This is a genomic window from Microbulbifer maximicatervae (SeqCode) (assembly GCF_052467825.1).
Genome location: NZ_CP174327.1, coordinates 1,456,247 through 1,475,742, shown reverse-complemented (window position 1 = coordinate 1,475,742; position 19,496 = coordinate 1,456,247). Strand labels below are relative to the sequence as shown.

The window sequence follows — 19,496 nt, the reverse complement described above, 5'->3', positions numbered from 1 at the left end:
GTTCCACGGAATTTCAAAAAGATTGTAAAAACGCCTAACAAAACACAAAAATTGGCATTTTATTCATCCGTACCAACAAGAGCGCGCCAAATCATTCCGAGCAGCGCGCCCTACCCTCAATTCTTAGATGGTTTCTTCAGTCAAATTAGTGCGCCTGATCCCAATCTCGGCCCTGCCCCAGATCCACAATCAGGGGAACGTGCAGTTCTGCCGCGCCTTGCATCAATTCAACAATGCCATCGGCCACAATTTCGACCTCACCCTTGGGTACTTCAAGAACCAATTCATCGTGTACTTGCATAATCATCCGGGTCGCCAGCTTCTTCTCCCTGAGCCAGTTATCCACAGCGATCATGGCCCGCTTGATAATATCGGCGGCAGTGCCCTGCATTGGCGCATTAATTGCGGTCCGCTCTGCTGCTTGGCGCTGCATACCATTGCGTGAGTTAATTTCCGGCAGATAGAGACGGCGTCCAAACAGGGTTTCCACATAGCCCTTTTCTGCGGCCTGTGCACGGGTATCCTCCATATAGCGCAATACACCCGGGTAGCGCTCAAAGTAACGGTCGATATAAGTTTGGGCGTCAGCCCGGGGGATATCCAACTGCTTGGCCAGGCCAAAAGCCGACATGCCGTAAATCAAACCAAAGTTGATCGCTTTGGCCCGCCGGCGCTGCTCATCAGTCACCTTATCCTGAGCTACTTCAAAGACTTCTGCCGCCGTCGCGCGGTGAATATCTGCGCCTTGAGCAAATGCATCCACCAACCCTTTGTCCCCAGACAGGTGAGCCATAATACGCAGCTCAATTTGGGAGTAGTCCGCAGCGATGATCTCACTGCCACCATTGATTCTTGGGTCAACGGTGAAGGCCCGACGAATACGGCGCCCCTCCTCTGTACGAATGGGAATGTTCTGTAAGTTAGGGTCACTGGAGGACAGGCGCCCGGTAGCCGCTACTGCCTGGTGATAAGAGGTATGTACACGACCGCTACCCGGGTCGATCATCTTTGGCAGTTTATCGGTGTAGGTATTCTTCAGTTTGGCCAGGCCGCGATACTGCATTATCAGTGCGGGCAGCTCGTGGTTGTGGGCCAATTCCTGCAATACAGCTTCAGCGGTAGAGGGCGCACCTTTGGGGGTCTTCTTGATCACTGGAATCTGCAGCTTTTCAAACAGGATCGCCCCCAGCTGCTTGGTGGAGCCCAGATTGAACTCTTCGCCGGCTACTTCGTAAGCCTGCTGTTCCAGCTCTCGCATTCGCTGCTCAAGTTCAGCACTCTGCTCCGCCAACATCTTGGCATCGATATAAGCTCCGTTACGCTCCATACGGGCAAGAACTGGTAGCAGGGGCATCTCAATTTCATCGAGTACCTTTACCAGAGTTGGCTCTCGCTCAAGACGCGCACTCAACTCATTGTGGAGACGCAGGGTGATATCTGCATCTTCAGCCGCATAGGGGCCCGCTTTGTCCAGCTCGATCTGGTTAAACGTCAGCTGTTTGGCGCCTTTACCGGCAATATCCTCGAAGTGAACCGTATTCTCCCCCAGGTACTTGAGTGCGAGACTGTCCATATCGTGGCGACTGCCAGTGCTGTCCAGAACATAGGACTCCAACATGGTATCCCGTGCAATGCCGCGCAATTCAATATCGTAGTTGGCCAGGATATGACTGTCGTACTTCAGGTTCTGCCCCACCTTCTTCTGCTGTGGATCTTCCAGCAGGGGTTTGAGTTTGGCCAGTACTTCATCAAACGGCAGTTGCTCTGGTGCCCCCATATAGTCGTGGGCCAGGGGAACATAGGCTGCACGATAGGGCTCCACCGCGAAGGACACCCCCACTAATTTTGCCTGCATATAATTGAGGCTGGTGGTTTCCGTGTCGAAGGCAAAGATGTCTGAACCCTTCAGTTGTTCCAGCCAGGCATCGAACTCCGACATTTCTGTGACGATGACGTAATCGCGCTCAACGGCTTCCGCCATAGCTTCTTCAGCCTCTTCACTGGTTAGCTCTTCTAACCAGCCGCGAAATTCATTCTGCGTGAATAGCTCAACCAGTGCCTCTGTATTGGGCTCTGAATTGTGCAGTTCCTGGGGGTGATAAGGCATCTCCACATCGGTTTTGATAGTGGCGAGCTTATAGGAGAGTTCTGCCGCCTCGCGGTGCTCCGCCATCTTTTTGCCGAGGGTTTTTGAGCCACGGAACCCCAGCGGTGCAATGGCATCCAGGTCGGAATAAATGGTCTCCAAGCCTCCCAGATTCTGTAACAGTGCCAGAGCGGTTTTCTCGCCCACACCAGGAACTCCGGGAATATTGTCGGATTTATCTCCCATCAGGGCGAGAAAATCGATAATCAGTTCTGGACCTACGCCAAATTTCTTAGTCACGCCCTCACTGTCCATTTCGGTATTGGACATGGTGTTAACCAAGGTAACGCCCGGACGCACCAGCTGCGCCATGTCTTTGTCGCCGGTGGAGATTATGACTTGCTGCCCCTGACTCTGGGCCTCCAGCGCCAGGGTGCCGATCACATCATCAGCTTCAACACCGTCGACCACCAAGCGCGGCAATCCCATAGCGTCGATGATGTCGTGAATGGGCTGAATCTGCTCACGCAAGTCATCTGGCATAGGAGGGCGGTGGGATTTGTATTCGGCAAACATCTCATCGCGAAAAGTCTTGCCCTTGGCATCAAAAACAACCACTACGGGACTGCCTGGATGCTCCTTGAGGTGGCGGCGCAGCATACTAATCACACCGCGCACCGCACCAGTAGGCTTACCCTGGCTGGTGGTCAATGGCGGCAGCGCATGAAAAGCGCGATAAAGGTAGGAGGAACCATCCACCAAAATCAACGGGGCGGCTGAGGTATTTTGTTTACTCATAGACGATGAATTCTTGCTTGCTTAGTTTGGCGTTCAGGACGCGCGGCAGGCCGATAGGATAACGCCCTTCGCTCTGTTTTTCCGCTTACTGATTCTTTCCCGCCAGACACCGTAGGCAACCTCTGCACAAAAGCCCACTCGACTTACCCCGCCGATTAAAACTATCGGCGCATCGATCTCACCAAATCCCCAGGCTTGGCTAGTCTTGCCGGTAGCGACCTTATGCGTTCGCTACTCCCCGGAAGTCAAATTGTCGCAGGCTGCCCCCAGGCAGTCAGGGATCTTTTATTTCCAAAAAACTGTGCCACCCGATGTTGAAGGAAGGATTCGAAAGATGAGAGGAGTGATGCGTGCCACCCTGTTGTTTGCCGCAAGTATCTTTGCCATTTCGGCAAGTGCCGGCTCAGATTGCAGTGGAGAGCATACCGCTGAAGCCGAGGCGACTGATGAAACACACTCACAGCAGTCTGAGGTAGAAGGCCATGAATTAATACTCAGGCAAGCTATCCGTGAAAGAGAGAATGATTTGCTGGAGAGACAAAAACAGCAGCTGGAGAAACTGCAAAAACAAGCGGAAAGAGATGCTGCCCGGGTAGAGAAATTACAGCAAATAACCAATCGTTCCTAGAAGCCACCCTACCAGGTCCCGCCCCCGCCCTGGGTAGGCGGGATACTGGGTACGCTCAAGGAGCCTCTGATTTATCCTTGTTGCGGTCGGGAACCTGACTCAAGCAAGTGCGAGCTTGAGACAAGAGGGACTCTATCAATTCCCTGTAATCAGCATTTTCACTCAACTGATCTCCCAGCAGATCCAAAGCGGCGTAACGCAGCCCCAAATTTTCTGCCAACTGTTGATCTCGTTCATTAGCCGGCATGTCTCCAAATAGACAGCCGTCGCCAATCTGTGACAAATCCAGCATTGCCTTGGCACCATAGCCCCCGCCACTGCCATCGCCCAGGGCATGGGTTTTCACTCCTGCGGAACCAAAAAAGTGACCATAGGCATCGTGCGTAACAACGATGGGAACTTCGCGATATCCGTACAAGGCCCGATCGAGAACTTTCTGCAAGTTGGCCATCGAACTGGAAAACTGCCGTGCACGCCCCATAAACAGCTCCGCCTGCTGTGGCTGTAATTGCGCCAGGCGCTCAGCGATCTGCGCCGCAGCTATTGCCGCATTGCGGGGGCGCAACCAGAGGTGGGGGTCGGTAGCACTGGCTCCCTCATATTCAAGGGTCTCTATATCCAGAAGCTGCATTTGCCGGCCCGCTGGTAACAGCGCTGCCTGTTTTGCCAATACCCCCTCCATTTGCGGTCCCAACCACACCAATAGTAAGGCGCGCTCAAGTGCAGCCCGATCGGAAACCGAAGGGGCATAATGGTGAGGATCCGCTCCCTCAACTAGCACCCGAACAGGAATATCCTCACCGGTTATTTCCCGGGCGATCAGGGCTAAAGGGCGCACGCTGACGACCAGCTCTCCACCACTGTCGGATTCCGGTTTGCTACAAGCCGGGAGAAAGAGCCCGAATAGAAGCACCGTGGAGATTGTAAAAAGACGTTTGAAGGGATACATCAGAGACATTAGGCGGCGAAAAATTGCGATATAATCACAACCAGCGCCAAGCTGCCAGCCTGGTTGTCCATATCCGGTAAAGAAGGTATGGAAGCAAACATCTTAAAGACTTCCCTGCGGAGATTGAATTCTGAATCCACCCCAGCCGCTTATCACAGCTGACAATATCGCCCTTCAGGTGGGCGGCAGGCAGTTACTTAAAGATATTACAGTCGAATTGTCCCAGGGGGAGATTGTCACCTTAATAGGCCCTAATGGAGCCGGCAAAACCACTCTCCTTCGCCTTCTGCTGGGGCTCAGCCAGCCGACCCAGGGCCGCGTGTGGCGACAAACTGGGTTGCGTATTGGCTATATGCCCCAGCGGCTTCATATCGATAGCTCAATGCCCATGTCAGTTGAACGCTTCTTGCAACTTGGCCAACCGGCCATGAAACCCGAGCAAGCGCAGTCGGCATTGGAAAGAGTCGGAGCAGGACAGCTTAGAGGCGCATCTCTGGCAAATCTATCCGGTGGAGAAATGCAGCGGGTCTTACTCGCTCGTGCCGCATCGCGCAAGCCTCAGCTGCTGGTCCTTGATGAACCCACTCAGGGAGTCGATATAGGTGGTCAAAGTGAGTTGTACCAGTTAATTGCCACTCTGCGCGACGAGCTCGGCTGCGGTGTGTTACTGGTTTCCCACGACCTTCATTTAGTCATGGCTGCAACCGACCGGGTCCTTTGTTTGAACCAGCATATCTGTTGTCACGGACACCCTGAGCAAGTAAGCCGCCACCCTGCCTATCTGGAATTATTTGGGGACAAGGTCGCCCCCTATACCCACCAACATAACCACCAACATAAATTAAGTGGAGATATTGCGCCCGCAAGCAGCTGCAATCATCAACACACTCACACAAATACTAAAAACAAAGAGCAAAAATAAGTGGTCGATTTCGGCGAATTACTGCACAGCCAATTTCTCTGGTACGCCCTCGCCGCCGGCCTTATGGTCGCTGTTGTCAGCGGCCCTTTGGGCTGCTTCGCCGTGTGGCGACGCATGGCCTATTTCGGCGACACCCTGGCTCACTCAGCCCTTCTTGGAGTGACGCTGGGTTTTGTACTTCAAATTATGCCAACGGTGGCCGTCGGTGTTACTTGCTGTGTACTGGCACTGCTGCTGATGTATTTACAGCAGCGCCAAAAGCTCGCTGTAGATACCTTGCTGGGCATATTGTCCCACTCCATGCTGGCACTGGGGATTGTCACCGTCAGTTTCTTTAAGATTAAGGTGGATCTCTTATCTCTGTTGCTGGGAGATTTACTCGCGGTCAGTGGCCAGGATCTGGTACTAATGGCCATTGCCGCCGCCACAATCCTGGGACTGCTTTATTTCCTGTGGGAACAGTTACTGGCTTTCACCCTGCATGAGGAATTAGCTTCAGTGGAAGGTGTCCCTATCGAACGATTGCGGATCGCTCTGATGTTGATGCTGGCAATACTGATTGCGATCGCAATGAAAGTTGTCGGGGTTCTGTTAATTACCGCCCTACTGATTATTCCCGCAGCTACCGCGCGAAAACTGTCGCACACTCCAGAGCGTATGGCGGTGTTGGCCTCATTGCTGGGATGCTTAGCGGTAGTACTCGGCCTTCTTGCCTCTATCCTGTGGAATACACCGGCGGGCCCGTCCATTGTTCTGGCCGCAGCACTGTTCTTTCTCACTTCACAACTGCGTGCCAGCTGAAGGTAGCCGCAGGTTAATCTCATCCTAATTTCTTATTTTATTTCGTTATTTGTCGCAAATTGTCGCTTAAATCTACCTATTGGTGAGATGCCCGTCACCGTTTATCGCAATAAGCTGATGGTTAGCCGCTAGCTAATTGTGTCAGTTTTCCGTCGTTGCTAGTGTTGCCCGACGACCAGCCCTATTAGGCCGGTCACCAATAATGACAAAAAAATGGACTCACAACGATATGGAAAAGTTCTCTCTTCGTCGCAAGGTATTAACTACAGCCATAGTGGCGGCAACCGCTGCCACTAGCCCACAAACACTCTTTGCCGCCGAGGATCAGGCGATGGAAGAAGTTGCAGTTGTGGGTTCCCGTATTAGTCGAAACGCTGAATTTGAAACAGCTACCCCGATCCAGGTAATGGATCGCGATGCCATTGAAAAGTCCGGCTATACCAATCTGCAACAGCTTTTTGAAAAAAACCCCGCCGCAGGTAATGGCACCTTCTCAACCCGGGGTAACAACCAGGACTCTACCGCAAACGGGGCTGCCGCTGTGAGCCTGCGCGGTATGGGTGCTGACGCCACTCTAGTACTGGTAAATGGTCGCCGGGTGGCTATCAGCGCATTTGCCGAGAGCATTACTACCAACTTTGTGGATATCAACAGTGTGCCCCTCGCGGCGATTGAGCGGGTCGAAGTCCTAAAGGATGGTGCCTCCGCAATTTACGGTTCCGATGCCGTTGCCGGTGTGGTCAATCTGGTGTTACGTAGAGACTTTGAAGGTACTGAGGTATCCGTAGATTACGGTGGTGCCGATGGCTATGACGAGCAATCCATGTCCGCCGTCTGGGGCATCAATGGGGATGACTCAAACCTGACTGTTATTTTTGACCACCATAAAAACAGCCGCCTATCCAGCACCGAACGCAGTGGTTTGGATACTGCTAACCAGTCCAGCCGTGGCGGTATGGACTTCCGCTCCTCCAGGGGCTATCCCGGTAGCTTTAATGTGGGCGGTACCTTTGTTTCCGACCCCAACTGTCCCGAGGAGCGCGATACCGGTGAAGTCTGTGTCTATGATTACGGCCCCTGGACTTTGATCACACCCGAAGCCGAGCGCACTGGCCTATTAATGCTTGGCCATACCCAGTTGGCCGAAGGCTTGGAGTTCTTTAGCGAGGTCGCTGTTCAGCACAATACTTCCGTAGCCCAGGGTGCACCCACTCCCCTCGATGGCGACGCGGGTCTCTATGTGCTGGCAGATCATCCCAATAACCCATTCGGCGAAGATGTGGATATTTACCGCTATCGTACCGTGGATGCAGGCGCCCGCCAGTGGGATATCGAAACCGATAACTTGCGCGGTGTCTTCGGCCTGCGCGGCTCTGTCGCCGACTGGGACTGGGAGGCTTCTGTGCAGCGCTCCCGCAGTGAAACAACCCAGACCGGTGACCGCTCCCAAGGCTGGGTGCGTACGGACCTGTTACAGGAGCAGATTAATGCCGGTAACTACAATCCGTTTGGCGGGGTTCAGAACCCGGACTCAGTGATTGATGCCATCACCACCAGCCTGGTCCGCCAAGGCAAGTCTGACCTGACCAGCTATAACTTCTCAGTCAATGGAGATTTAGTCGATACCGCCAGTGGCACCATCGCAATGGCCGCAGGCCTGGAATACCGGGAGGAAAAGGCTTCCGATATCCCTGATGACCAGTTCCAGCGCGGTTTGATCTTCGGTACCGAGTCCGTATCCGCCAGTGCTAGCCGGGATATCTCCTCCGCTTATGTTGAAGTAGCTATTCCCCTCCCCGCTAGGTTCGATCTGACTGTGGCTGCCCGTTACGACGATTACAGCGACTTTGGCAGCACCACCAATCCCATGGCAAATCTGCTGTGGACAGTAACCGACCAGCTATCCTTCCGAACCTCTTGGGGTACCGGCTTCCGCGCGCCTTCACTGGCACAGGTCGGTCTCGGCCCATCACAGGAATCCCTCTTCTTTGAGGATACCTATGGCTGTGAAGTTAACGATGCCTACTGTGCAAAGACCGACTACACCATTGTCTTCTCCGGCAACCCGGATCTGGATGCAGAAGAGTCAGAATCCTTTAACATCGGCGCTGTTTACGAGCCCATAGAAGACCTGCGACTGTCTCTGGATTATTGGAATATCACCCAGGAAGGTAAGATTGACGAGGTCCCCTTCGGCTATATCTACAGTCTCTACTGCTGGGATCAAGACAGCACTGTGTGCCGCCGCGATACACCAGTTGACGGCCAAACCCTTGGCGCTCTGCAATCTATCGACAGCAGCTTCACCAATATTGGTGAACAGGACGTATCGGGCGTTGACCTAAGTATTGTCTACAGCGGATTTGAGCTAGTGGGCGGAGAGCTTGGCCTGCGCCTGGATTACTCTTACCTGGCAGAATTTGAGCGTGTTGAACTGAACTCCAGCGGCGACGCATTTATCACTCGCGACCTGGCCGGTGAATACGAGTATCCACAACACCGTTGGAACGCTACCGCTGACTGGACCTTTGACACCTTCGGATTTAGTGCCGGGCTCAGCTACATTGGTGAATTCGAGGATACTCCGGATATCGATTTCGACGGGACACTCGACTATGACAGCAATAACTCCCGCACCGTAGACTCTTTCCTGACCATGAATATGCAGGCCCGTTATACCGGCTTCGAGAATATGGTGTTGAGCCTGGGTGCGGATAATGTCTTCGATGAAGAACCGCCCTTCGCTATCGGGGATGGCGACGGAGACCTTTATGGTTATGTACAGTCACAACACGATCCCCGTGGTCGCTTTATCTACGGCAAGATGACTTATAGCTTCTAATCACTATAAGTAGATCAGCACATAAAAAAGGGGAAGCTTACCGCTTCCCCTTTTCAATTTTCGCCGCTTTGCTTTTTCAGCCGCTATTTATTTGTTCTCTATATTCTGTCTAGCCTTCTTTGCAGCAGCCTCTAGGGAAATTCTCTGTTTAGCCATTTCCAGTCCCGCTTTACGAAACTCATGGATACCCAGCATAATACCGATCAATTCAAACAGTGAGACTGCTATCCCAATAAAAAGTAAGTAAGACTCTGGCACAGTTAGTTCCTGCGGGCCAATAGAGCCGTCACTTTGAAATAGATACCCAAAGTGAGCACGGTTGGAACCCAAAGGGCGGTAAATATGCCCTGCTCCTTATAGCCGCTAAACCATAAACCAGCGGATAATACCAGTGAAACTAAAACTGCCAACAAGATAAAGAAATCTGACGCCTTCAACACCTAGCAAGCCCTCTAATCTTCATCGAACTCCCAAAATCCTATTGCAGCCATCAGTAATCCAAGCACGGTGAGGGCCGCAGGAATTCGCAATCCCAATACGCCAAAAATATCTAACATTGAGGGAATAAAGGGAATAAAACCCAAAATTCCCCACATAAAGAATACACCGGCAATCGACAATCCAGTCCAACCCACCGTCAATCGTACTTTCTTAGATCGAAAATAACCGGCCAAAAGCATTTTCTGCATTAATAATACAAAACAAACGGGCTTTGCCCGTTTGAACATTATTGACAGAATAGTGCAGCCTCAGCTGGTTAGAGGAGTGTGAGTCTCATCCTTTATTGCGCTTGGCGTAATCTTCATTAGCTTGCCAAACTCTAACTAAATTTCCGCCTAGAATTTTTTTAATGTCCTGCTTGCTATACCCACGCTTTAGCAGACCTTCAACCAAATTAGGATATTGAGAGACGTCTTTTAAGCCGACTGGCAAGCTATCTCCGACACCGTCAAAATCCGATCCAATGCCTATATGATCCACTCCCACTAAATCACGAATATGGTCGAAATGATCAAGAACATCTTCCAAATCTGCATAAATGAACTTCTCAGCTGAAAGCTTATCGGAGTACTCCTCAACTTCCTTACTATCTTTGGGTAAACCCTTTTCTTTAACAAATTTCTCAACCTGATCAGTTATTTCACGATATGAATTCAGTGAATCACCACTAATAAAAGTAGAGCCAAAATTCACCATGATGATACCGCCGTTGTCAGCCAACGCCTTTATCATTTCATCATTCATATTTCGTTCAAATCCCGGCGTAAAATGCCTTGCCGAAGAGTGTGAAGCGATAACAGGAACAGCGGATAAATCAACAACTTGCCAAAAAGCTGCATCTGATACGTGGGAAATATCGATCATTACTCCCATCCGATTCATCTCTCGTACCAAGCGCTTTCCGAATGCACTCAAGCCTTCCCAGGGCCTGTTTTTATCATACGAGGAATCAGAGATATGATTGCTCTTTGAGTGGGCTAAGGTAATGTACTTCACCCCTCTATCAGAGAAATACTTTAAATTGGCAAGATCTCCCTCAATAGGAGCCCCGTTCTCTATACCCAAAGGTAAGGAAATTAAGCCAGCATCGACTTGCTTTTGTAGATCATTTATTGACTTAGGTATTGCAAACTTATCCGGGTGCTGTTTGACCATTGCCTCCACTTTATCAATCAAAGTATCTGCATACGATTTGGCAACACCCTCGTCCTCCTTTTCTGCTGGGACATAAATAGACATAAAGGGGGCATTTAGTCCACCAGCTTTAGCTCGAGGGTAATCAAAGTCTCCCTTATCCGTACTAAGTCCAACATCTTCTTCAGCTTGTTCGAGACGATAGGGAACATCTACATGTCCATCAACAATCAAATACTCTTGAACCAGCTCTTGAGCTAGATCTTTACCTTCACCTGCAAATACAGGGTTGCAAGTTAGTGCACATAATGTCCCAACTAAAAAATAATTTTTCAAATGACAATCTCCCTATTTGTATGAATATATCTAGAAAATTTACTGTAGATAGTGCTCATCTAGAATCACATTTCTTAAATACATTACTTTGATTTGTTAATCTACAAAGATTAAATCGTTGTCTTTCTTATAACTGCAGATTGGCTGAATCTTAGGGGTAACAATAAAACAATGATCCAAAGCAGATGATATATGGCCTAACCGGGTAACGGGTAAGGTAACAAGAGCATATGCAAAAGATTTACCCCCCAATGCGTCATTACGCATATCCAAAAATTCTGTCGCAATGTCCAAATCAATGCATAACAGATTGAGGCAACTATCAATAATAGAACTGCGGAGATATCTGTTGACCACCCTCCATGTAGAAGCACAAACACCGTAGCTACAACTGGTACGGATAACCAGCGCCAGCGCCCTAATAGTTCTTCGGTACCCCGCTGTAATATCCACCGGAAAAACCCCTCTTCAGAAATGCAAACAATTACTAGGTTTATCATTACCGCAACGGCGATAGTGCCAGTAAATTTTATCGAAGACGTATATAGGAGTAGACCCAATGCAACGGGAGTAAATATAGCCAATAAAAGATAAGGTAAGTCCGTAACACGGAAGGTCTGCTTCATGCGCAACATAAAAGCCAATAAGGCAATAGCAATAACTGCTTTACCGCTGTTTATACTGGCATAGATAAGATTACCACTTGCATCTGTATAGGGTGGCAATACCTGGATATGTTCACTACCGGGAAGCAAATTTAACCCAGATACCAGCATTAAAACTGCTACAGAAAGAAAAGACAACGCTCTCGGCCAACTGCAAGTAGACTCTATTGCTCGCAGGAAAATCCAGATTAAAGGGGCTATAAGCCCACTCCAGCCAAAAGGAATTATACAAAGTGATAGCAAGATAGGTGCAGCCCAAGGACTCGCCATACCAGATGGTGTCTGATCTTCTCTTCTCCTTAAAGAAGCAACTTCATTTTGCATCGATTGGCCCAGAATTAATATCTTATTTGATAACAATAGCTCATGCGATTCCTTCACTATCCATTAAAGGTCGCTCGTATTGAACGATAGGTCAACTTCATTTTCGCAGGATCTAGAGGTGCCTTAAAAAAGGCGTGATAATGTCCTCTAGGATTAATTAATACAACTTGAGATCCATGATCGATAGTATAACCGCCCTCAGCAAGAGAAACTTTATTAAAAGGTACATTTAGCTGAGTGGCAAATTTCTTCAGCTTAAAAAAATCACCGGTAATACCACGAAATTCAGAATTAAAATAACGGACATATTGCCCCAACTGCTCCGGCTTGTCCCTACTTGGGTCAACCGATACGAGTACTACATCTGTAGATGCTCTGGTACTTTCGTCTAAAGTTTTATAAAAATTATTAAGTGTAGATAGAGTTGTTGGACAGATATCTGGACAGTGGGTAAACCCAAAAAATACCAGGGTCCACTTACCTTGAAAGTCTTTAGTATAGAAATCTCTACTGTCATCAGACAATAATTGTATATCTTCTATGATTCTTGGTCTCTGCAGTTTTACAGTGCCATTAATTCTAAGTTCCTCATCAGTAATAATACGAGGCTGTCCGAGCTTATGTATAAATCCAGCAAGCACAGCAAGAATCAATACTAGAAGAACAATAACGGTAATTCTAATTCCACGTTTCTGTTTATCGATGGCAGAATATTGATTTTCCACTTTTCCCTCACACCTCAATTAAATAATGATCTAATAGCATGATAAAAAATAGTGCCATTAAATAAATTATTGAATATTTGAAAGTCTCCATACCAGCATTGGGGGTTTTTCCAATGAGCATTACAAAGCTCCAATAAACAAAACCAAATCCAAGTACGACAGCTCCCAGCAAATATAACCACCCAAACATCGCGGTGGCAAAGGGCAATAGGCTAACGGCCAGTAAAATAAAGGTATACAAAACTATATTTAGGTTTGTATAGGGTATTCCATGTGTAACCGGCAACATAGGAACATCAGCTTTTGCATACTCTTCTTTTCTATGTACGGCAAGGGCCCAAAAGTGTGGAGGAGTCCAAGCAAAAATAATCAATACTAACAACAATGCATGCCCATGCACTTCCCCAGTAACCGCAGTCCATCCCAGTAGGGGCGGAGCGGCTCCTGCAAGCCCTCCAATAACAATGTTTTGTGGTGTGGCGCGTTTCAGGAACATGGTGTAAATCACCGCATATCCGAGAAGAGATATTAAGGTTAGCCAAGCCGTAAGGGCATTTACAAAAAACAACAGGATAAACATCCCCGTCACGCCCAAGATAAGAGCAAAAGCAACCGCTTTAACTGGCTCAACCCGTCCTTTCGCAATCGGGCGATTACTGGTACGAGCCATTTTTGTATCAATATGACGATCAACTAAATGATTTACTGCCGCAGCACTACCCGCACAAAATGCAATTCCCAAATTACCAAATACTAAAATATCTAGCGGCACCATTCCTGGAACAGCTAAAAACATTCCAATAACAGAAGTTAACAGCATAAGCATAACTACTCGAGGCTTAGTAAGCTCATAGTAGTCCCGCCATTGAATTTGATGTATTCCCGTGGAGTTTATGGCCATATTCGCACCTATTTTTATATTTATATACGCTTAGTATCTAATTAAGATTGGATACGGTTGTTAAACCTTCTCCCCGCTCTATTACTTCCACATCGACTGCCTCTTGTTTATTTATAATGACGGCATTCATTGTGTATATTCGATAACAAAAAGTTAGCAAACTAAGAAGTAGAAGAGCTGCACCAGCATTGTGTGCCACAGCAATCCATAATGGTAGAGACATAACAACATTTGCTATTCCCAAGCTGACTTGAAGAAGTAGTACCCCGGTAAGCCATAATGACCAACCTCTCAATCCATATCTCCAAGCTAAAACTGAAAGAATAAGTATAATTGCTGTTGTAATCAGTGCTCCAATACGATGGGCAAGATGTATGGCTGTACGTGCATCATTCTCTAATGCACCACCTAAATAATTTGGACCAATTTGTTGAAAAATATTAAAGCCTTCCACAAAGTTTGCCTGTGGCCACCATTGGTTATGACAAGTTGGAAAATCTGGACAGGCTAAAGCTGCGTAATTAGAGCTGGTCCAACCGCCGAGTCCAATCTGTAGAATTACTATTGCAACTGCAGTCAGAGCAAGTAGCCGTAGTCGCCTTATTCTCGGTAAATACCTCCCATGTAATTGTCTAGGTTTATCAGCCAACCTTTCACAGAGAATCCACAACATAGATAATGTTGCCATTCCACCTAATAGATGAGCAGTAACTACCTGCGGCCAAAGCTTCAAGGTTACCGTCCACATCCCAAAAGCAGCTTGCAGTATAATAATAATTAAAAGAATATGTGTTTGCTTAAAGGTTGGGGCTTGCCGATCTCTCCAAGCAAGATAAGTGAGCAATCCAACGAATAAAAGTAAAGTTCCCGCAAAGTATCGATGGACCATTTCCGGCCAAGTTTTACTGACATCTACCGGAGAGTCCGGAAAAATCATATTGGCCGTTTTAATTTCTTTTATATCGTTCGGCCAGGTGAGATGACCATAACAACCGGGCCAGTCTGGACATCCCAAACCAGCATCCACCAGTCTAGTAAATGCACCTAGAACAACAACTACGACAGCGAGAATACAGGCCGCCCAGGTAATGATATGTCGCCAATTCTTAGGGGTTTCTTGTTTAGACACTACTGAAAATCTCCGAATACTAATCTTATTGCTCGTAGGAGTACTTCAATAATCTTTTTATATCTTTAAGCAATTGGTTTCCGCTATGCTGCCGATCATAGGCCATCATTGCATAACCCTCCTGATCAACCAGCAACGCCTTGGTTGAAGTCACACCGTCATGATCAGTTTTCTGTACCAACTGCTTAAAGTTTTCATCATCCAAATTCACTATTTTTAGTTTCGGATGCTCAATTTGTATTTGTTCTTGTCGTTTTTCATCCAAACTATCACCAACCACCAGTAACCTCTCAACCCTATGAGCTTTTTCCCCCAGCCGAATATGAACCTGCCTACTTATATACAAGAGATCTTCACAATCTTTACCACAATCACTGTCACTTAATATTAGATATCGCCATTTTGATTCTCCCTCTTGTGCCAGGGATTGCTGTTGTCCTTGAAAGGTGATTTTTATTTCAGTGATATCAAATGGGGGCTGCAATAATTCACCTTGATTAATCGTCTCTTTAGGCATGCCTAAGCCCGTATAGTAAACGACATAGGCAGCTGTAATTGGGAGTACGACGGATGCTAGCACTGAGAGTCCTTGAATGATTTTATTCGCTGGCTTCCTTTTGCTCAGATTTCTTTCAGGTGAAACTGGCTGACTATTTGATTTCATTTTAAAACTCCTTTTTCAAACTTCTACTCAATCTACGACGTAATCTAAAAATAATATTTGTGGCTGAATAAGCCCATAAAAGCCAGACAGCTATTGCCATCGTGAACCACTGGAAAGCATACGCTTGATGTTTTTCAGGGCCACTATTGAAAAAATTCCAATCAGTAATTAAAGCTGCACCTGAATCCGCAAACAAACGGATCGACCATCCACTGTTAACTAAGCCTATAGTCTCAATGAAATTTGAATTTATTTGTTGAATTCTATTATTAAAAACCGGGTCTAGACTAACACTCAAGGAGGTTTCAGTATCGATAGGGTATAAGTAGCCCTGAAGTGATTTCACATCAAGTGAAGCTGTTACTTCAGGTAAGCTATCTCGGTCGCCAGTAGAGGGAATCCAACCTCTATTGATAAGCCAATCAGTACTTTCTGTTGAAAATACTTGTAGTACTTCATATCCAACACGACCGTTTCTTGTTCTGTTATCCAGAAAATATATTTCCTTCTGGAAAACTCCCGCTAAAGTTACAGACGCATACTCTTGATAAGAACTTAGATTTGAGATTTCCTGCGGTTGCAGAGAGAGCCTACTCTCTACCTTTTGTATAAGTTCGACTTTCTGCTTTGCTCTATCAAGCTGCCACAATCCTAAAAAGATAAAAAGGATGAATGCACCCAGAGAAAATATCGTGATGGGCCAATTGCGAATCAGTGGTAAACTGATATCTTTCGCAGAAGCTGATGGAATATCTACTATCATGCGCAACTACATAAATAATGGAAAATAATAAAATGTGGCTAAAGATTGTTATTGTTGTCCTATTCCTTTCCGTACTTGCCAGTCTTTCAAGTGCACTTTTTTTTCTACTTAGAGATATGGGAACACCTCAATCCAAGCGCACACTCTACGCATTAGGTATTAGAATACTCCTAGCGTCACTCTTACTTCTTGCCATTTGGTACGGCTTTGAAAGTGGCATTTTGGCAAAAACGGCACCTTGGGCTGATAAATATTAAGAAAACAAAGGCTTTCTATTAATACGATAGAAAGCCTTGCCCACATTAAGCACCTAGAACATATACAAATATAAACAGCCCGACCCAAACTACATCGACAAAATGCCAATACCAACTTGCTGCTTCAAAGCCAAAGTGATCATCAGGTCTAAAATGATTGGCTATCACAGACCTTAACAACATGATCAACAACATAATTGTACCGAGTGTGACATGAGCACCATGAAATCCGGTCAGCATAAAGAATGTTGTACCATAGATTCCTGACTCAAGTGTTAACCCCAGGTGTTGATAGGCTTCGTAATATTCTTTACCTTGTAGAAAAATAAACGCCCCACCCAATGCTACAGTGATTGCCAGTAATATATTGAAATTTTTTCTTTGATTCTTTTTCAGGAAAACATGTGCGAAGTGTACAGTTACACTGGAAGTGAGAAGTATGATGGTGTTCCATAGTGGTAAGTGCCATGGGTCTATCACATCTTTAGGCCCCATAAATTTTGCCGTTTCTCCGTTTGCTGCGGCGTCAGGAGTCACATATAGGGGCCAGCTACTTTCGAATCCCTCCCAAAGCATATTGGAAATTCCACGATCACCTTCACCACCTAGCCAGGGAACTGTAAAATTGCGTATGTAATAAAGTGCTCCAAAGAATGCAGCAAAAAACATCACCTCAGAAAATATAAACCAGCCCATCCCCCAAACATATGATCTCTTTAACTGTTCACTGTTGAGCCCTGCCATATTCTCCTTGATTACGGCAGCAAACCAAAACCACAAAACTGCGGCCATCGCTAACGCACCGGTGAAGAAAATATAAGAGCTTCCTCCATTAATCCAATTTGCTGCGCCGAACGCTATTAGGAATAGACCTATCGTCGCAAAAATTGGCAGCCTGGATTGTTCGGGCACGTAATAACTGCTTTCACTAGCCATAATTTTTATCCCTCTCGCTCGGGGTCGATATCATTCTTATCGGTTTTATTGGCAAACCTTTCCGTTACATCAAACAACGTATAGGAAAGCGTTACAGTATTAACACTTGCGGGAAGATCTGGATCCACAATAAAACGTAGTGGTAATTCTGCAGTCTCTCCCGCTTTTAATTCTTGCTGGTTGAAGCAAAAACACTCTGTTTTATGAAAGTACTCAGCAGCTTTGAAAGGAACCATACTGGGAATTGCCTGACCAACCATATCCCTAGATGTCTTATTTTCTGCAATAAAAACAGTATCTTTAATTTCTCCAGGGTGTACTTTCAAAGACATCACACTCGGGCGAAATTCCCATGGCATATTTTCATTATTGTTTGCCACAAATTGCACTGTGACCAGCCTATTTTTATCAACCGCAGCTGGCATAGCTTCATAACGACCACCGGTTTTACCATTGAGTCCTGTGATTTCACAGAAGACATCGTAAATAGGCGGCATAATGAAAATTGCAAATACCAGCATGCTGGTCGCCACGGCCAGCAGCTTGATAGTTACCTTTGCATTTGCTCCAACTTTCATAGGTTAGCGTACAACCGGTGGCGTACTAAACGTGTGATATGGGGCAGGGGAAGCAACCGTCCATTCCAGTCCCTCAGGATCATCCCAAACCTGATCGGATGCTTTTTTCCCGCCCATTACAGTTCGTACCACATTAAACAAAAATACTATTTGTGCAGCGCCAAACAGGAAGGCACCGATACTGGATATTTGATTGAAATCCGCAAATTGCAGTGCGTAATCAGGTATCCGACGTGGCATGCCGGCCAAGCCAACAAAGTGCATTGGGAAGAAAGTTACATTGAGACCAATAAATGCCAGCCAGAAATGTACCTTGCCCATAACTTCGCTATACATATGGCCAGTCCATTTGGGCAACCAATAGTAAACACCAGCAGTAATTGAGAAGATTGCACCAGGAACCAGCACATAGTGGAAATGGGCAACCACAAAGTACGTATCGTGATATTGGAAGTCTGCAGGCGCAATCGCTAGCATCAGACCAGAGAATCCACCGATGGCGAAAAGAATGATGAATGCAATTGCAAAAAGCATCGGGGTTTCAAATGTCATGGATCCCCGGAACATGGTGGATACCCAGTTAAAGATCTTCACTCCTGTAGGTACAGCGATCAGCATTGTGGCGTACATAAAGAACAGCTCACCAGCAATCGGCATTCCCACGGTAAACATATGGTGCGCCCATACGATAAAGCTCAGGAATGCAATTGCTGCGGTTGCATATACCATCGAGCTGTATCCAAAAAGAGGCTTACGAGCGAAGGTGGGAATAATTGCAGAGATAATGCCAAAGGCCGGCAAAATCATGATGTAGACTTCCGGGTGTCCAAAGAACCAGAACACATGCTGGAATAAAACCGGATCACCGCCACCGGCTGCACTGAAGAAACTTGTGCCAAAATGAATGTCCATCAACATCATGGTCACTACTCCGGCTAACACCGGCATTACCGCAATCAAAAGGTAAGCAGTGATCAGCCAGGTCCATACAAACAACGGCATTTTCATCAAGGTCATACCAGGAGCACGCATATTCAAAATGGTAGCGATAATGTTGATCGCACCCATGATGGACGAGGCACCCATAATATGAATGGCAAAAATGAAGAAAGTTACGCTGGGTGGCGCATATTCCGTTGAAAGTGGTGCATAAAATGTCCAACCGAAATTAGGCGCTCCCCCTTCCATAAATAAGGTCGATGCCAACATTGCGAAAGCAAAGGGCAAAATCCAAAAACTCCAGTTATTCATTCTTGGCAGTGCCATATCTGGCGCACCAATCATCATTGGTATCATCCAATTAGCCAACCCCACAAAAGCCGGCATTACGGCACCAAATACCATGATCAGACCATGCATAGTGGTCATTTGATTGAAAAATTCCGGCTGTACAATTTGCAAACCGGGCTCGAATAATTCAGCGCGTATAACCAATGCCATACATCCGCCGAGCAGGAACATCGCAAAACTAAACCACAAATACATAGAGCCTATATCTTTGTGGTTGGTCGTATAGAGCCAACGCTTTATACCGGGCTGAGGACCATGTGCCATTCT

General features: G+C 47.0%; 19 protein-coding genes. 5 read left to right on the top strand and 14 right to left on the bottom strand.

Features of this window, described 5'->3' with window-relative positions:
- Positions 1–145 precede the first annotated feature (145 nt).
- Positions 146–2,884 (bottom strand): DNA polymerase I, encoded by a 2,739-nt coding sequence (polA, locus tag ACJJII_RS06595; protein WP_444918684.1) that lies wholly within the window; start codon positions 2,882–2,884, stop codon positions 146–148.
- Between the two features lie 334 nt (positions 2,885–3,218).
- Here polA and ACJJII_RS06590 point away from each other — a divergent pair, with 334 nt between their 5' ends.
- Positions 3,219–3,512 (top strand): hypothetical protein, encoded by a 294-nt coding sequence (locus ACJJII_RS06590; protein ID WP_444918683.1) that lies wholly within the window; start codon positions 3,219–3,221, stop codon positions 3,510–3,512.
- Positions 3,513–3,567: 55 nt separating this feature from the next.
- Here the strand turns inward: ACJJII_RS06590 and ACJJII_RS06585 are convergent, their stop codons facing one another.
- Positions 3,568–4,470 carry a metal ABC transporter substrate-binding protein gene (locus tag ACJJII_RS06585; RefSeq protein ID WP_444918682.1) on the bottom strand — a complete coding sequence of 301 codons (903 nt, stop codon included), beginning with the start codon at positions 4,468–4,470 and terminating at the stop codon, positions 3,568–3,570.
- A 121-nt stretch (positions 4,471–4,591) separates the two neighbouring features.
- Here ACJJII_RS06585 and znuC point away from each other — a divergent pair, with 121 nt between their 5' ends.
- From znuC to ACJJII_RS06570, 3 genes are all read left to right on the top strand, one after another.
- The gene (gene znuC / locus ACJJII_RS06580; protein WP_444919261.1) at positions 4,592–5,383 is read left to right on the top strand and encodes a zinc ABC transporter ATP-binding protein ZnuC; all 792 of its coding nucleotides are present in this window, start codon (positions 4,592–4,594) and stop codon (positions 5,381–5,383) included.
- A complete protein-coding gene (locus ACJJII_RS06575) occupies positions 5,384–6,184 on the top strand; it encodes an iron chelate uptake ABC transporter family permease subunit (protein WP_444918681.1) in 801 nt (266 codons plus the stop codon).
- A gap of 202 nt (positions 6,185–6,386) precedes the next feature.
- Complete coding sequence (locus ACJJII_RS06570; RefSeq protein WP_444918680.1) at positions 6,387–9,026, top strand: TonB-dependent receptor; 2,640 nt, start codon at positions 6,387–6,389, stop codon at positions 9,024–9,026.
- Between the two features lie 87 nt (positions 9,027–9,113).
- On the opposite strand, the gene ACJJII_RS06565 is transcribed toward ACJJII_RS06570, so the two are convergent.
- The 9 genes from ACJJII_RS06565 to ACJJII_RS06525 form a co-directional block, all read right to left on the bottom strand.
- On the bottom strand, positions 9,114–9,284 hold the full coding sequence (locus ACJJII_RS06565) for a hypothetical protein (protein WP_413663921.1): 171 nt from the start codon (positions 9,282–9,284) through the stop codon (positions 9,114–9,116).
- A 194-nt stretch (positions 9,285–9,478) separates the two neighbouring features.
- Positions 9,479–9,715, bottom strand: a complete 237-nt coding sequence (locus ACJJII_RS06560) for a hypothetical protein (RefSeq protein ID WP_444918679.1) — start codon at positions 9,713–9,715, stop codon at positions 9,479–9,481.
- Between the two features lie 85 nt (positions 9,716–9,800).
- The gene (locus tag ACJJII_RS06555; RefSeq protein WP_444918678.1) at positions 9,801–10,997 is read right to left on the bottom strand and encodes a dipeptidase; all 1,197 of its coding nucleotides are present in this window, start codon (positions 10,995–10,997) and stop codon (positions 9,801–9,803) included.
- A 197-nt stretch (positions 10,998–11,194) separates the two neighbouring features.
- Complete coding sequence (locus tag ACJJII_RS06550) at positions 11,195–11,986, bottom strand: CPBP family intramembrane glutamic endopeptidase (RefSeq protein ID WP_444918677.1); 792 nt, start codon at positions 11,984–11,986, stop codon at positions 11,195–11,197.
- A gap of 56 nt (positions 11,987–12,042) precedes the next feature.
- Complete coding sequence (locus ACJJII_RS06545) at positions 12,043–12,711, bottom strand: SCO family protein (RefSeq protein WP_413663917.1); 669 nt, start codon at positions 12,709–12,711, stop codon at positions 12,043–12,045.
- A 7-nt stretch (positions 12,712–12,718) separates the two neighbouring features.
- Positions 12,719–13,612, bottom strand: a complete 894-nt coding sequence (cyoE, locus tag ACJJII_RS06540) for a heme o synthase (protein ID WP_444918676.1) — start codon at positions 13,610–13,612, stop codon at positions 12,719–12,721.
- A gap of 37 nt (positions 13,613–13,649) precedes the next feature.
- A complete protein-coding gene (locus ACJJII_RS06535) occupies positions 13,650–14,741 on the bottom strand; it encodes a COX15/CtaA family protein (protein ID WP_444918675.1) in 1,092 nt (363 codons plus the stop codon).
- Between the two features lie 25 nt (positions 14,742–14,766).
- Positions 14,767–15,405, bottom strand: a complete 639-nt coding sequence (locus ACJJII_RS06530; RefSeq protein WP_444918674.1) for a redox-active disulfide-containing membrane protein — start codon at positions 15,403–15,405, stop codon at positions 14,767–14,769.
- Between the two features lies 1 nt (position 15,406).
- The gene (locus ACJJII_RS06525; protein WP_444911856.1) at positions 15,407–16,168 is read right to left on the bottom strand and encodes an SURF1 family protein; all 762 of its coding nucleotides are present in this window, start codon (positions 16,166–16,168) and stop codon (positions 15,407–15,409) included.
- A gap of 32 nt (positions 16,169–16,200) precedes the next feature.
- Here ACJJII_RS06525 and ACJJII_RS06520 point away from each other — a divergent pair, with 32 nt between their 5' ends.
- Positions 16,201–16,425 carry a DUF2909 domain-containing protein gene (locus tag ACJJII_RS06520; RefSeq protein WP_413663912.1) on the top strand — a complete coding sequence of 75 codons (225 nt, stop codon included), beginning with the start codon at positions 16,201–16,203 and terminating at the stop codon, positions 16,423–16,425.
- Positions 16,426–16,470: 45 nt separating this feature from the next.
- On the opposite strand, the gene ACJJII_RS06515 is transcribed toward ACJJII_RS06520, so the two are convergent.
- From ACJJII_RS06515 to ctaD, 3 genes are read right to left on the bottom strand one after another with little or no spacing between them, the layout of a single operon-like run.
- A complete protein-coding gene (locus ACJJII_RS06515) occupies positions 16,471–17,361 on the bottom strand; it encodes a cytochrome c oxidase subunit 3 (protein WP_282930522.1) in 891 nt (296 codons plus the stop codon).
- A gap of 5 nt (positions 17,362–17,366) precedes the next feature.
- Complete coding sequence (locus ACJJII_RS06510) at positions 17,367–17,939, bottom strand: cytochrome c oxidase assembly protein (RefSeq protein WP_413663911.1); 573 nt, start codon at positions 17,937–17,939, stop codon at positions 17,367–17,369.
- A gap of 3 nt (positions 17,940–17,942) precedes the next feature.
- The gene (ctaD, locus tag ACJJII_RS06505; protein ID WP_282930524.1) at positions 17,943–19,493 is read right to left on the bottom strand and encodes a cytochrome c oxidase subunit I; all 1,551 of its coding nucleotides are present in this window, start codon (positions 19,491–19,493) and stop codon (positions 17,943–17,945) included.
- Positions 19,494–19,496: the final 3 nt, after the last annotated feature.